The 13,285-nt window shown below is 62.3% G+C and carries 16 protein-coding genes; 8 read left to right on the top strand and 8 right to left on the bottom strand.

Annotated features, from left to right (window positions below; all coding sequences use genetic code 11):
- Positions 1-105 precede the first annotated feature (105 nt).
- Together GA0061105_RS06845 and GA0061105_RS06840 are read left to right on the top strand one after the other, a co-directional pair.
- Entirely contained in the window at positions 106-801 is a 696-nt protein-coding gene (locus GA0061105_RS06845) for a fumarylacetoacetate hydrolase family protein (RefSeq protein WP_092748967.1), read from the top strand.
- Positions 802-813: 12 nt separating this feature from the next.
- Positions 814-1,344, top strand: a complete 531-nt coding sequence (locus tag GA0061105_RS06840) for a gamma carbonic anhydrase family protein (RefSeq protein ID WP_092748965.1) — start codon at positions 814-816, stop codon at positions 1,342-1,344.
- A gap of 189 nt (positions 1,345-1,533) precedes the next feature.
- Here the strand turns inward: GA0061105_RS06840 and GA0061105_RS06835 are convergent, their stop codons facing one another.
- The 3 genes from GA0061105_RS06835 to GA0061105_RS06825 all read right to left on the bottom strand — a co-directional run bounded on the left by GA0061105_RS06835 (position 1,534) and on the right by GA0061105_RS06825 (position 3,509).
- Positions 1,534-2,223, bottom strand: a complete 690-nt coding sequence (locus GA0061105_RS06835; protein ID WP_092748963.1) for a methyltransferase family protein — start codon at positions 2,221-2,223, stop codon at positions 1,534-1,536.
- 211 nt (positions 2,224-2,434) lie between these two features.
- Positions 2,435-2,836, bottom strand: a complete 402-nt coding sequence (locus tag GA0061105_RS06830; protein ID WP_064694564.1) for a hypothetical protein — start codon at positions 2,834-2,836, stop codon at positions 2,435-2,437.
- 274 nt (positions 2,837-3,110) lie between these two features.
- Complete coding sequence (locus GA0061105_RS06825; RefSeq protein ID WP_092749071.1) at positions 3,111-3,509, bottom strand: ester cyclase; 399 nt, start codon at positions 3,507-3,509, stop codon at positions 3,111-3,113.
- Positions 3,510-3,865: 356 nt separating this feature from the next.
- On the opposite strand from GA0061105_RS06825, the gene GA0061105_RS06820 reads away from it, so the two are divergent.
- On the top strand, positions 3,866-4,237 hold the full coding sequence (locus tag GA0061105_RS06820; RefSeq protein ID WP_092748961.1) for a hypothetical protein: 372 nt from the start codon (positions 3,866-3,868) through the stop codon (positions 4,235-4,237).
- A gap of 114 nt (positions 4,238-4,351) precedes the next feature.
- Here GA0061105_RS06820 and GA0061105_RS06815 read toward each other — a convergent pair whose 3' ends face one another.
- Genes GA0061105_RS06815 through GA0061105_RS06805 form a run of 3 tightly spaced genes read right to left on the bottom strand, consistent with a single transcriptional unit; the run spans position 4,352 to position 6,505 of the window.
- Positions 4,352-4,750: a Fur family transcriptional regulator gene (locus tag GA0061105_RS06815; RefSeq protein WP_064694566.1), complete on the bottom strand. Its 399-nt coding sequence runs from the start codon at positions 4,748-4,750 to the stop codon at positions 4,352-4,354.
- On the bottom strand, positions 4,747-5,559 hold the full coding sequence (gene znuB, locus GA0061105_RS06810; RefSeq protein WP_020921701.1) for a zinc ABC transporter permease subunit ZnuB: 813 nt from the start codon (positions 5,557-5,559) through the stop codon (positions 4,747-4,749). Before znuB ends, GA0061105_RS06815 begins: the two co-directional genes overlap by 4 nt.
- Positions 5,552-6,505, bottom strand: coding sequence for an ATP-binding cassette domain-containing protein (locus GA0061105_RS06805; RefSeq protein ID WP_092748959.1), 954 nt, complete (start codon positions 6,503-6,505; stop codon positions 5,552-5,554). The genes znuB and GA0061105_RS06805 overlap by 8 nt, the downstream gene beginning before the upstream one ends.
- Before the next feature lie 101 nt (positions 6,506-6,606).
- Between GA0061105_RS06805 and znuA the strand changes: the two genes are divergently transcribed.
- The 3 genes from znuA (at position 6,607) to GA0061105_RS32800 (ending at position 9,231) form a co-directional block, all read left to right on the top strand.
- Positions 6,607-7,686, top strand: a complete 1,080-nt coding sequence (znuA, locus tag GA0061105_RS06800; RefSeq protein ID WP_092748957.1) for a zinc ABC transporter substrate-binding protein ZnuA — start codon at positions 6,607-6,609, stop codon at positions 7,684-7,686.
- 169 nt (positions 7,687-7,855) lie between these two features.
- Positions 7,856-9,061, top strand: coding sequence for a zinc metallochaperone GTPase ZigA (gene zigA / locus GA0061105_RS06795; RefSeq protein ID WP_092748955.1), 1,206 nt, complete (start codon positions 7,856-7,858; stop codon positions 9,059-9,061).
- Entirely contained in the window at positions 9,058-9,231 is a 174-nt protein-coding gene (locus GA0061105_RS32800; protein ID WP_167358528.1) for a hypothetical protein, read from the top strand. Before zigA ends, GA0061105_RS32800 begins: the two co-directional genes overlap by 4 nt.
- A 115-nt stretch (positions 9,232-9,346) precedes the next feature.
- Here the strand turns inward: GA0061105_RS32800 and GA0061105_RS06790 are convergent, their stop codons facing one another.
- Entirely contained in the window at positions 9,347-9,670 is a 324-nt protein-coding gene (locus GA0061105_RS06790) for an RcnB family protein (RefSeq protein WP_092748953.1), read from the bottom strand.
- Between the two features lie 321 nt (positions 9,671-9,991).
- Between GA0061105_RS06790 and GA0061105_RS06785 the strand changes: the two genes are divergently transcribed.
- On the top strand, positions 9,992-10,375 hold the full coding sequence (locus GA0061105_RS06785; protein WP_064694571.1) for a VOC family protein: 384 nt from the start codon (positions 9,992-9,994) through the stop codon (positions 10,373-10,375).
- 160 nt (positions 10,376-10,535) lie between these two features.
- The gene (locus tag GA0061105_RS06780; RefSeq protein ID WP_092748951.1) at positions 10,536-11,867 is read left to right on the top strand and encodes a hemolysin family protein; all 1,332 of its coding nucleotides are present in this window, start codon (positions 10,536-10,538) and stop codon (positions 11,865-11,867) included.
- On the opposite strand, the gene chrA is transcribed toward GA0061105_RS06780, so the two are convergent.
- A complete protein-coding gene (chrA, locus tag GA0061105_RS06775) occupies positions 11,864-13,285 on the bottom strand; it encodes a chromate efflux transporter (RefSeq protein WP_092748949.1) in 1,422 nt (473 codons plus the stop codon). The two genes, GA0061105_RS06780 and chrA, sit on opposite strands and share 4 nt — an antisense overlap.

Below are 13,285 nucleotides of genomic sequence, written 5' to 3'. Positions count from 1 at the left end.
TTAGGTCTTTGTTTTAAAGCATGTCGTTATCGCAAAACCGCCGCACACTTTTGCGCGACATGCTCTAAGATGAGCGCAAAGACTCGATGAACAGAAAGGCCCGCCATGCCCCATCCCGCCACCGTCATTCCGCGTCCAGCACCGGTTCTGCTGCCTGTCGAAGGCAGCGACGAGCGTTTTCCGGTGCGCCGCGTCTATTGCGTCGGGCGCAATTATGCCGATCATGCGATCGAGATGGGCCATGATCCGAGCCGCGAACCGCCCTTCTTCTTCCAGAAGAACGCCGACAATCTGCTGCCGCCCGGCCATGCCTTCCCCTACCCGCCGCTGTCATCAGACGTGCATTACGAGGTGGAATGCGTGCTGGCGCTGAAATCGGGCGGCGCGAACATTGCAGCCGCGGATGCGTTCGACTGCATCTACGGTTATGCCGTCGGCATCGATTTCACCCGCCGTGACCTGCAGGGCGAGGCCAAGAAGCTTGGCCGCCCCTGGGAGCTTGCCAAGGCCTTCGAACATTCCGCCCCCGTCTCGGCGATCGTGCCGGCAAGCCGCCTCGGTCATCCCGGCGACGGCCGCATCTGGCTGGAGCAGAACGGCAGGCGCGTCCAGGATGGCGACCTCAACCAGATGATCTGGAAGGTGCCGGAGATCATCGCCGAACTGTCGAAGCTCTTCGTGCTGGCGCCCGGCGATGTCATCATGACCGGCACGCCGGCCGGCGTCGGCGCGGTTGCCAGGGGCGACCGCATCACCTGCGGCATCGATGGCGTCGCGACGCTGTCGGTCGAGGTCATCTGAGCGGAGGATATCATGCCGATCTACGCCCTTGGCGGAATGACGCCGAAACTGCCGCCCGCCGGCCTCCACTGGATCGCGCCGGATGCGCATGTGATCGGCGATATCGACCTCGGCGAAAATGTCGGCATCTGGTTCGGATCGGTGCTGCGCGGCGACAATGAGCGGATCACCATCGGCGCCGGCAGCAATATCCAGGAAGGGGTCATGGCCCACACCGACATGGGCTTTCCGCTGACGACGGGCAAAGGCTGCACCATCGGCCACCACGCCATCCTCCACGGCTGCACACTCGGCGACAACGTGCTGATCGGCATGGGCGCGACCATCCTGAACGGCGCGAAAATCGGCAACAACTGCCTCGTCGGCGCCAATGCACTGGTGACGGAGGGCAAGGAATTCCCCGACAACTCCCTGATCGTCGGTGCGCCCGCCCGCGTGGTGCGGGTGCTGGATGAGAAGGCTATCGAGGGCATCCGCCGCTCGGCGGAAAATTACGTGGCGAATTGGCAGCGGTCTGCGCGGGATCTGAAGCAGATCGGGTGATTGGCGGGCGCTCTTCCAGGAATAATATCGCGCATTTACCTTCCGCTTGCGCCCAAGGCTTGTGCGCCAATGCTCCTCGCCCCTCGTCTGCCCTGACGGGCAGCCAGATCAGGGGATGGGCGGCGACAGGAGCGAATGCACGAAGCGCAAGCGAAGGGCAAAAATCGGACGCACTACGGCCACCGCCCCTCACCAAACGCTCGGAATCCAACGCCAGCGCACCCGCGCCATATATTCTGCATATCCTTGCAGTCCCTTGCGCAATTCCGCCTCCTCTCCGAGCGTCCGGCCGAACAAGGTGACGACCAGCAGCCCCACCGGGATCAACGCGTAAAGCGAGCCGAGCGACAGCGCCATACCGGCAGCAAGCACGATGGCGAATGCATATCCGGGGTGGCGGATGACGGCGTAGGGGCCGCTGTCGATCACCTTGTGGCCGCGGTCGGTCTGGATGCGCACCGTTGGCTCGAAATGCCGGTTGACCGATTGCGCCCATGTCAGGCCGAGATATCCGACGGTCAGCAGGAGATAGCCGAGGAGGACGACCCAATCGGGTTGCGGCGCCCAATGGAAACGCCCGTCGTCGAATGCTCCGACCGGAAGAATGGCAGCAAAGAGAATGATCGTCACCGTCGCGACCACGGCATCCCAGCGCTTCGTGCCCTTCTGATATCGGCTGCGCGCCGCAAACAGCTCCGGATTCGTCCGCCAGATCCAGACGAGCGCGATTGCTGTCAGTACGAGGAACAGGACGAGAAAAATCCAGCCGCGCGGCCAATCGAGCGTGCCTGCAGGCCAGAACAGTGCGACAACCATCACCGCGATGGTTATAACGAGCGATCTGAGCGACGGTGCTGCCGCAAAGTGTTCCTGCGTCATGAGCGTTTTCCACTCCGCCGGGGCAAGCGCCCTCTGCTGTCAGCAGCGACGGCCAAAGTTCAGTAGCTCTACGAATTTAGGAAGCGAAGCGCGCGCAACAACCGTGGCGGCGATGCAGCAAATGAAAGCCGCCTCTGGCAAAGGTCGTAGCTTCAGTTGCGTTGCCGTAGACTGCCGTTGCGACAATGACAAATATCGTTGAAAAACCGCCTTATTCGGCCGCCTCGAGAAACTGGCTCTCTCCTGACAAAGCGGCAAGCGCCCGAACCTTGGCTTCCGTCTTGGCGATCAGTTGGTAGAATTCGTCCTGCGCTTCGACATCCAGTTGAATGACGGCATTGACGTCATCGGGCGTATCGCAAACACATGCGACCGCCGAAATGGGGCAGATGCCGCCGGGGTAACGCTTACCGGTCCCGGTGTAGGCACGACGGCCCCAGCGCTCGGAATAGACGGTTTCCTCCCGATCGAGGTGGAGGATCGTTCCTTTGCAGGCGGTCACAATGGCCGCCTTGCCGTAAGCGAACCAATGATAGTTCAGCTTACGGAGAATATATTTGCCAGTGATGTCTTCGCCAGCCAGTTCGGCAGGGTCTTCTATCATTCTGATCATGACGGCATCCTCAACGTCTGCGCAATATCCTTCAAGTGCCCTTGCGCAGCAAGCTGAAAAATGCAGCTTTTGGAGGGACTTAGTCACAAAGTGTTTCCGATTCTTACATCAGGCATGCAAGAAGCAGTTCGCCCGCCTCACAATTCTTCGTCGAATTTACCGCAGACTGCACGCGCTTTCGCCTTTGCTGGAGGTAGGCGATCGTATCGGGACCCGCAAATTGACGACGGCACGCCCTTCGGTTGGTGCATTGCCATCATCCGGGTGCCAGCGGTCAGCGCCCGCCTGAAAGCTGCGCTTCGATTGCCACCTTGTCCAACACCGACCACACTTCGCTGATCTTTCCGCCGCGGAATTCGTAGATCACGTTCTCATCAAACGACAGTCGCCTGCCGTTCACATCGAGGCCAAGAAACCTACCCTTTGGTGTGCACTCAAAGCCGAGCCGGCTCGCTACGTAAGGCGGATCGGACACAAGCATCAGCACATTGAAGTAAAGATCTGGAATCTCATTGAAATCCCGCTCCAACATGGCGATGTAGCCCGACAGCCCAAGCCGTCGCCCGTTGTGGATTGCGTCGGCCGCGACGAACTGCCCGAGATTCGGCCAGTCCCGCCTGTTGAGGCAGGCGATGTAGCCTCGATAGAGGTCTGCAAGGTCGGTCTTCGTCATGAGCGTGTCCGGGCTTGGCAACAGCTCGTTAAGATAGCGCCGCAATCGGTGCCTGCCAGCGCGAGCGCACCACCTTGAACTGCAGCGCTCTTCGACGGGCGTTGTATCGAGCCCACATGCGGTTCAAGAGAACTCACTTGCGCGGTGCCGGCAAGCGGCAGAGACCAACAATCCCTGCTGCTTCGAACTGCCGAGAACGCCAGTGTAGCGGCGAGCCGGGCTGGGCGACCTGGCGCGCGCACCCGATCACAGTTTGCCGATTCGCCTTGTGTTCTGGCGCTTGCGCTCGATATGAGTCTGAGAGGCCGCTCTCCCGTCCTATTCTGGGGCGGCCGGCCCTGTCATCGGAGGCTTTCATGGTCGAGGCGATCAATCCCATATCCGCCACCGTGGCTTCCGAGCCGACTAATGTCGGAACAAGTACATCGATCGGTTCGGAACCAGACAATGCCTGGGTCGCCGCCCGCCAGTCACAAATCACCGGCGATCAACTGGCTTTAAGAAGGGACGCGCAGCCGCCGCACACCAACGCTCTCATCCCGCACCTCGAGCAGGCGGTCGAGGACGAAGAGCACGAGCGAAAGCGGGACGGAGGCGAGATGCCGGACGGGCAGGCAGAGACTGGTGAACAGGCGAAGCATCCGACCTTGTCAGGCGAAAGCGAGCGGATCGGCACCCGCAATTTCGACGATGACACGCCCTTCGGCGATCGCGTCGCGATCGTCTAGTACTGCGAGAAGAGTAGTCCCGGCGCGTGAACAGAAATTTTGTCGGTCACGCCTCCTCACCCTCATTCCTGTGCCTGCCTCATAAATGAGCGCCGAGAGGTGGGCGCCCCTCGCTCACGCCGCGCAAGCCTCGCACAGACCGCGGATCTCGATCGTCGTCTTCTCCGGTTTGAACTTCTGCCCGCGCACCCAGCCCATCAGGCGGTGGTCGACCTCATGGTCGTGGAATTCCATCACCTGGCCGCAGCTTTCGCAGATGGCGAATGCGACGATGCCATGGCTGTGGCAATTGTCGCCGGGATGAGCGCAGGCGACGAAGGAATTGATGCTTTCGAGCCGGTGCACGACGCCGTATTCGAGCAGCTTCTCCAGTGCCCGGTAAACCTGCAGCGGCGCGCGAAAACCATGGTCGCGCAGCTTGTCGAGGATGGTATAGGCGCTGAGCGGCCCCTCGGCCTTCTCAAGCACCTCGAAAACCAGAGACTGGTTCTTGGTGAGCTGCGGTGTTGTCATGAGCCTTGTCCTTGCGCGAGCGCGCGGCGCCTGACGGGAAGCAGGCTGAGAATGAAGAGGATCAGCGCCGCGACCACGATCGAGGGGCCGGACGGCGTGTCGTAGGTGAGCGAGCCGAACAGCCCGCCGACGACGGCGGCCGCCCCGATCAGCGAGGCGAGCACCGCCATGATCTCCGGCGTGACCGAGAAGCGCCGTGCGGCGGCGGCCGGTATGATCAGCAGCGAGGTGATCAGCATGATGCCGACGATCTTCATGGCAATGGCGATAACGACGGCCATCAGCAGCATGAAGAACAGTCGCGCCCGCTCCGGCCTCAGGCCCTCGGCCTCGGCCAGTTCGGCATTGACGGTGGCGGCCAAGAGCGGCCGCCAGAGCCAGGCGATCGCCGCGAGCACGAAGAGCCCGCCGCCCCAGATCAGGGCGATATCGGTGGTGGAAACGGCAAGGATATCCCCGAATAGGAAGGCGATGAGATCGATCCGGACCCAGCTCATGAAGGCGACCATGACGAGGCCGATCGCCAGTGTCGCATGCGAGAGGATGCCGAGCAGCGCATCGGCCGACAGCGCCTGGCGCTTCTGCAGGAAGAGCAGCAGCACCGAGACGAGCGCGGCGACGGCGAAGACGGCCAGCGTCAGATTGAGTTCGAAGAGCAGCGACAGCGCCACGCCGAGCAGCGCCGAATGGGCAATCGTATCGCCGAAATAGGCCATGCGCCGCCAGATGATGAAGCAGCCGAGCGGCCCTGTCGTCAGCGCCAGTCCGACGCCGGCAAGGATGGCGCGCACGAAGAAATCGTCAAGCATGGCGGCCCTCCCCGCTGCGGGAATGGGCGTGTTCATGAGCATGATCGTGTCCATGATCATCGTCATGAGCGTGCGCATGCGCATACCCGTGCCCATGATCATGCTCATGAGAGCCATGCGCGTGCTCATGCGGGGCATGAGCGTGATGCCCGTCTTCGGGATGGCAATGATCGGTGACGGAGCCGTCCTCATGCAGCACGCGCCCATCCGGCAAGTGCGTATGATCGTGGTGATGGCTGTAGACGGCGAGCGTCTGGGCCGCCCGGCTGCCGAATAGCCGCACATATTCCGGGCTGCGACTGACGGCCTCGGGCGTTCCGCGGCAGCAGACATGGCCGTTGAGGCAGATCACCGTATCGGTCTCGGCCATGACGACGTGCAGATCGTGCGAGATCAGCAGGATGCCACAGCCGCTGGCGTTGCGGATCGATTTGATGAGGTCGTAGAGCGCAATCTCGCCGGAGAAATCCACCCCCTGCACCGGCTCGTCAAGCACCAAGAGGTCGGGCTTGCGGGCAATCGCCCGGGCCATCAGCGCACGCTGGAACTCGCCGCCCGAAAGGTGCTGCACCTCGGCGCCGATCATATGTGCGATGCCGGCGGCTTCGAGCGCTGCCTGCATGTCGCGCTCCGGCAGCGGGCCGGTCAGCGTCATCAGCCGGCGCACCGTCAGCGGCAGCGTCCAGTCGATCGAAAGCTTTTGCGGGACATAGCCGACCTTGAGGCCGGAGAGACGCTCGACCCTGCCCTCGTCGGGCTTCAACACGCCGATCGCGGCCTTGGCGCTCGTCGATTTGCCCGAGCCGTTCGGCCCGATCAGCGTGACAATCTCGCCGCGCGAGACCGAAAATTCGACGCCGCGCACCAGCCAGCGGCCGCCGCGCAGGACGCCGACATTCTCAAGCGAAACCAGCCGTTCGCCCTTGGTATTTGCGGGAGAGAGCATCAAATTTTCCGACAGCGCTGTTGCATCCTGCTATTGCACACGTTATAGCATAACGCAATTGATGTAATAACATAACATTTGCAATTCAAGCGGAGCATATGATGAAACGCGCCTTGGGGCCTGCCCTGAACAGCCTGACCCTCAAAATTCCGGCTGCCCTCGCCATCCCGGCCCTTGCGATCCCTGCCATGCTCTTTGCCGGCACAATGCGGGCAGCCGATGCGCCCGTCGTCGTGACCTCGATCAAGCCGATCCATTCGCTGGTTGCGGCGATCATGCAGGGCGTGGGCGAGCCGGAATTGATCGTCGATGGCAGCGCCTCCCCGCACACCTACAGCATGAAGCCCTCGAATGCGCGGACGCTGCAAGAGGCCAAGGTCGTCTTTTGGGTCGGCCCGAACCTGGAGGCTTTCCTCGAAAAGCCGCTCGAGGCGCTGGGCTCGAACGCCAGTGTCGTCGAGCTCGACAATGCGCCAGGCCTGATCAAGCTGCCCTTCCGCGAAGGCGGCGCTTTCGAGGCGCATGACGACGCTGACCATGAAAGCGCTCCCGAGCATGCGGATGCCGGAGATGACCATGGCCACGATCATGCGGCTGAGCCGGGACATGACAATGGCCACGCGCATCATGGTGATCATGAAGAGCATGAGCATGGCCACGGCGCCTTCGACACGCACCTCTGGCTCGACCCGATGAATGCCAAGGCGATGGCGACCGTCATCACCACGACACTGGTCGCCGCCGATCCCGCCAATGCGCTGACCTATCAGGCCAATGCCAAGGCGCTGGATGACAAGCTGACGGCGCTGGACAAGGAGCTTGCCGCCACAGTCGCGCCCGTCAAGGACAAGCCCTTCGTCGTCTTCCACGATGCCTACCAATATTTCGAGAACCGCTATGGCATCCGCGTCGCCGGCTCGATCACCGTCAGTCCGGAAACCATTCCCGGCGCCGAGCGCGTTTCGGAAATCCACCGCAAGGTCGGCGAACTCGGCGCAACCTGCGTCTTTGCCGAACCGCAGTTCGAGCCACGCCTCGTCAAGGTCGTCATCGAAGGCACGAGCGCCAAGTCAGGCGTGCTCGACCCGGAGGCCGCGACGCTCAAGGCCGGCCCCGATCTCTACTTCACCCTCATGCGAAGCATCGCCGACAGCATGAAGGCCTGCCTCTCCGGCGCTTGACCCGAAATCGGTTTGATTTCGGAAAGGTTACACACCACTCCAGACATGTAGAGCGCCCTCGCCCCCGGCGCTCCGGGGAGAGCTGATGCGGAAAGAGGCGGATGACCCGTTCCGCCTTTTTTCGGCGCCGCAAATGTAATGATATAACATTAATATGAGTGAGGTTCCCATGGACAACAAACTTCCGGTCACGGTGCTCTCCGGCTTTCTCGGCGCCGGCAAGACCACCCTTCTCAACCATGTGCTCGCCAATCGCGAGGGCCTGCGCGTTGCCGTCATCGTCAACGACATGAGCGAAGTGAACATCGACGCCAGTCTGGTGCGAGATGGCGGCGCCAATCTTTCGCGCACCGAGGAACAGCTGGTCGAGATGACCAATGGCTGCATCTGCTGCACGCTGCGCGACGACTTGCTGAAAGAGGTGCGCGATCTCGCCGATCAGGGGCGCTTCGAATACCTGCTGATTGAATCCACAGGCATCGCCGAGCCCCTGCCCGTCGCCACCACCTTCGAATTCCGCGACGAGAACGGCCAGAGCCTTTCCGACGTCGCAAGGCTCGACACGATGGTGACCGTCGTCGATGCCGCCAATCTGCTGGCCGACTATGCCTCGGCCGATTTCCTCGCCGACCGCGGCGAAACCACAGGCGACGGCGACAACAGGACCATTGTCGACTTGCTGGTCGAGCAGATCGAGTTCGCCGACGTTGTGGTGCTGAACAAGATCGGCACGGCAAGCGAAGAACAGCGCGACGCCGCGCGCAAGATCATCATCGGCCTCAATCCGGATGCGAAGCTGATCGAGGCAGATTTCGGCGAGGTGGCGCTGAAGGAGGTACTCGGCACCGGCCGTTTCGATATCGACAAGGCCGAGACCCACCCGCTCTGGTACAAGGAGTTGCACGGCTTCAAGGATCACGTGCCGGAGACCGAGGAATACGGCATCCGCTCCTTCGTCTACCGCGAGAAACGCCCGTTCCATCCGGCGAAACTGCAGGCCTTTCTCGATAAGACATGGCCGGGCGTGGTGCGCGCCAAGGGCTTCTTCTGGCTGGCGACCCGGCCGCACCATGTCGGCGAGCTCAGCCAGGCCGGCGCGATCGTCCGCACCGGCAAGATGGGCCTGTGGTGGGCTTCCGTGCCGCGCGAACAATGGCCTGAGGGACCCGGTTTTCTCCGCGCTATCGGCCCGTATCTCGATCCCGTCTGGGGCGACCGCCGCCAGGAAATCGTCTTCATCGGCGCCGATCCGATGGACGAGGCCTGGATCAGAAAGGAACTCGACGCCTGTCTGGTGGAAAGCAATGCCTTCACGCCCGAACGCTGGCGCAACCTCCCCGATCCTTTCGCAAGCTGGAACAGGCAGGCGGCATGAATGCGACGGCGATCAAACGCTACCGCTGCATCTGCGAGGAATGCGATCCCCTGCCGCCGATCGAGGGCCTGCATCCGCTGACACATGAGTCCGTGGATGAGCCAGCGCGCAAAGCCAGGGGATTGCTCGGCATTATTGCGGAGCGGGTGATCCCACGCAGGCAGGGGTGAGGAGGAGATGCTTACCGGAGGATGACAATCGGTGAGACACCGGTCGAGACCAGCCAAGAGCGAAGCTCGTCAACGAACGAAGGGCGCCCTCCGCCGCCCTCATCCATTCTGCCAATCAACGCCCAGCAATAATGCTGGAGATCACCCCGCTGGTGATGCCGATCAGTAGAAAGTCGTTGTCGGCGCGGACCCACTGATAGCCGCGCGGCGGAGGCGCCAGCCGGTAGCGGCGGTAGTCGTTGACGTTGTGAAACCGGCGGGGCTCGCCGGCGTTGACGCGATAGCCCTTCTTCCAGTGCGGCCGGACGACCGTTTTCTTCACGATCACCTTTTTCTCGATGACCGGCGGACGGCGAAAATCATCCGCGCTTGCCTGCGAGGCGACGATCGGCGAAAGAAGGAAGGAGGCGGAAAGAAGAGCTGCAAAGATTTTTTTCATCTGGGGTTTCCTTGTGTGTGGCGCTGGCCAAACCTAGGACCAAAAAGATGAACCGAAACTGAAGGCTAAATTAAGATTTCGTAATGGACACAGTGACATGCAGCGAGGATTTAATATTTTAGACTGACCTCATAAGCCTTCCATGTGGCCGCTCTCCGAGATGCCGGCCAGTCAAATCGTGGTCGAGGCATCGGACGCGATCGACGGTGCCCGGAAAACGGGTTCGATTATCGATTGGATTAAGCGCAGACTCGAAAACGGAGCGTCGTGCACACGTCCTTGCGACCGTTCGAGACAACGATGGCATTAATGGAGGAAACCATGCCTGGCATCAGCATGCGCTATATCGTCGACGACGTCGGCGCTGCCGTGGACTTCTATACGCAGCATCTCGGTTTCTCCGTCGCGTTTCGCCCTGCCCCGGCTTTCGCCATCCTGACCAGGGATGGTTTTCGTCTGCTCGTCAGTGGCGTGACGGGACCCGGCGGAGCGCCCCAGGCCATGCCCGATGGACGGAAACCGGAACCCGGCGGATGGAATCGCATCCAGATCGAAGTCGCGGACCTGGAGGCGGAAGTCGGCAGGCTGCGCCAGGCGGGCGCACGGTTTCGCAATGAGATCGTGCAGGGCATGGGCGGCAAGCAGATCCTGCTCGAAGATCCGGCGGGAAACCCGATAGAGCTCTTTGAAGCGCTGAAAAAGTGAGTGCGGTGGCATCACCTTCCTGGTAGCAGATCTATCTCGTTCTGGGTCCCGATGATGATCACCTGGCATGGTTGCTCAGGGTAACAATGGCGGCGGCGCCTTGCCACTTGTGTGCGAGCGTGTAGTTTCTGACTCGCGTCAATTCAGAGGTAAGGAAAACATGTCCGAATCCGCGGGTGGGCTCCTCGACTATGTCGGGATATTCGCCGTGTTTTTTCTCGTGGCCGCCAATGGCTTTTTCGTCGCCGCCGAATTTGCGATCGTGTCCGTCAGGCGCAGCCGTGTCGCCGAGCTCGTCGCCGCGGGCCGGATGAATGCCACGGCCCTTCAGCGCGCCATCGACAATCTCGACGCCAATCTCGCAGCGACCCAGCTCGGCATCACCATCTCCTCACTGGCGCTCGGCTGGGTCGGCGAGCCGGCGCTTGCCCATCTGATCGAACCCCTGCTCTCCTGGCTGCCCGGGCAATGGGCGACGACGGGCGCCCATACCGTCGCCATCGTCATCGCCTTCGTCATCATCACCGCGCTGCATATCGTGCTTGGCGAACTCGCGCCGAAGAGCCTGGCGCTCCAGCGCAGCGAAGCAACCTCGCTTGCCGTGGTGCGTCCGCTCGGCCTCTTCCTGGTGCTGTTCAAGCCGGCGATCTTCACCTTGAACGGCATGGGCAATCTCGTGCTCAAGGCCGTCGGCCTTCGAGCCGGAACCGGAGAATCCTCTTTCCACTCGCCGCAGGAGCTGAAGCTACTCGTCGCCGAAAGCCAGGAGGCCGGCCTCTTGAACCCGGTGCAGCAGCAGCTCGTCGAGCGGGTGTTCAACATCGGCGAACGACCGATCTCCGACATCATGACGCCGCGCCTGGATATCGAATGGTTCGACGCCGACGACAGCGAAGCCGAGATCCTGAAGACGATCCGCGAATGCAGTCATGAACAGCTGCTGGTCGCCCGCGGCTCGATCGACGAGCCGATCGGCATGGTGTTGAAGAAGGATCTTCTCGATCAGGTGCTCGATGGCGGCAAGGTGCGACCGATGGATGTGATCAGGCAGCCGCTGGTGCTGCACGAGGGCACCAAGGTCGTGCGGGTGATCGACAGCTTCAAGGCCTCGCCCGTGCGCCTCGCGATCGTCATCGACGAATATGGCAGCCTCGAAGGCATCGTCACCCAGACCGATCTCCTGGAAGCCATCGCCGGCGATCTGCCGGGCGCCGACGAGGAGCCCGATATCGTCGTGCGCGACGACGGCTCGCTGCTGATCGACGCGATGATGCCCGCCTTCGACGCCTTCGAGCGGCTGGGCCTCAAGGATCGTCCCGACGCCGATTTCCATACGCTTGCGGGCTTTGCGCTGCATCAGCTGCAGCATATCCCAGAAGCTGGCGAAACCTTCCTCTTCGAAGACTGGCGCTTCGAGGTGATCGACATGGACGGCATGCGCATCGACAAGATGCTGGCGACGCGCGTCCCAACGGACCGAGTAGAGGGCTAGCTCACCGCCAGCGTCCAGAGCATGCCTGCGATCGCGCAGGCAAAAAGCGTCGTGATAACGGAGGTCTTGAACCGGAAGATCGCGATGGCGGCCGCCGCCGAGAGCGCAATTGCCGCCGGCACGGCCGATTGCAGCACGGGAACATCGAGCCGCAGGCTGCCGAAGCTGACGGAGGCGACCTCGGCAAACAGCGTATGCAGGCCGAACCAGATGGCAAGGTTGAGAATAACGCCGACCACCGCTGCCGTGATCGCCTGCATGGCGCCGGCGAGCGCCAGATTGCCGCGCAGCTTCTCGATGAAGGGCGCGCCGAGGAAGATCCAGAGGAAACAGGGCACGAAGGTCACCCATGTCGTCAGGATGGACGCGAGCGTGGCCGCCAGCATCGGATCGAGCGAGCCGGGATTGCGAAAGGCGCCCATGAAGCCGACGAACTGGAGCACCATGATCAGCGGCCCCGGCGTCGTCTCGGCCATGCCGAGGCCATCGAGCATCTCGCCCGGTTTCAGCCAGCCGAAATGCTGCACGGCCTCCTGCGCGACGTAGGCAAGCGCGGCATAGGCTCCGCCGAAGGTGACGACCGCCATCTTGCTGAAGAACAGGCCGATCTGGCTGAAGACGTCGCCCGGCCCGAAGAACGCGTAAAGCGCTGCGACGGGGAGGAGCCAGAGGGCGAGCAGCACCCCCGAGATGCGCAGCGACCAGGCGAGATTGGGGCGCGCATGCTCGGGTATACCCTCCCCGAGCGCCGACTCGGCGTCGGACAGCACCGCGCCGCTTGCGGCCTTGTGGCCTCCGCCGGGGCTGAAGGCGTCGAGCCCGAAGCGGCCGCCGAGGAAACCGGCAATGGCGGCAGCAAGCACGATCAGCGGGAACGGCACGTGGAAGAAGAAGATGGCGACAAAGGCCGCGGCCGCAATCGCCAGCATGACGCGATTCCTCAGCGCTCGGCCGCCGATGCGGATGACGGCCTGCACGACGACGGCAAGCACCGCCGCCTTCAGCCCGAAGAACAGGCCGGCGACTATGCCGACACTGCCATAGGCGGCGTAGATATAGCTGAGGGCGAGGATCGACAAGAAACCCGGCAGCACGAAGAGCACACCGGCGACGAGCCCCCCCAATGTGCGGTGCATCAGCCAGCCGATATAGACGGCGAGCTGCTGCGCCTCTGGTCCGGGAAGCAGCATGCAATAATTCAGCGCATGCAGGAAGCGGTGCTCGCCGATCCATCGCTTCTCGTCGACGATGATCCTGTGCATGACGGCGATCTGGCCGGCCGGGCCGCCGAAGCTCAAGGCCGCGACGCGCAGCCATACCCGGAAGGCCTCACCGAACGAGATGCCGTGCTGATGCCGCTCGCCAGCATCCTTCTTCCCCGCTTGCCCGGGGGGCGCATTTTCTGTCATCTCGACCAT

The organism is Rhizobium aethiopicum (assembly GCF_900094625.1).
Lineage (GTDB): Bacteria > Pseudomonadota > Alphaproteobacteria > Rhizobiales > Rhizobiaceae > Rhizobium > Rhizobium aethiopicum.
This window is presented reverse-complemented; position numbering and strand designations above follow the sequence as displayed.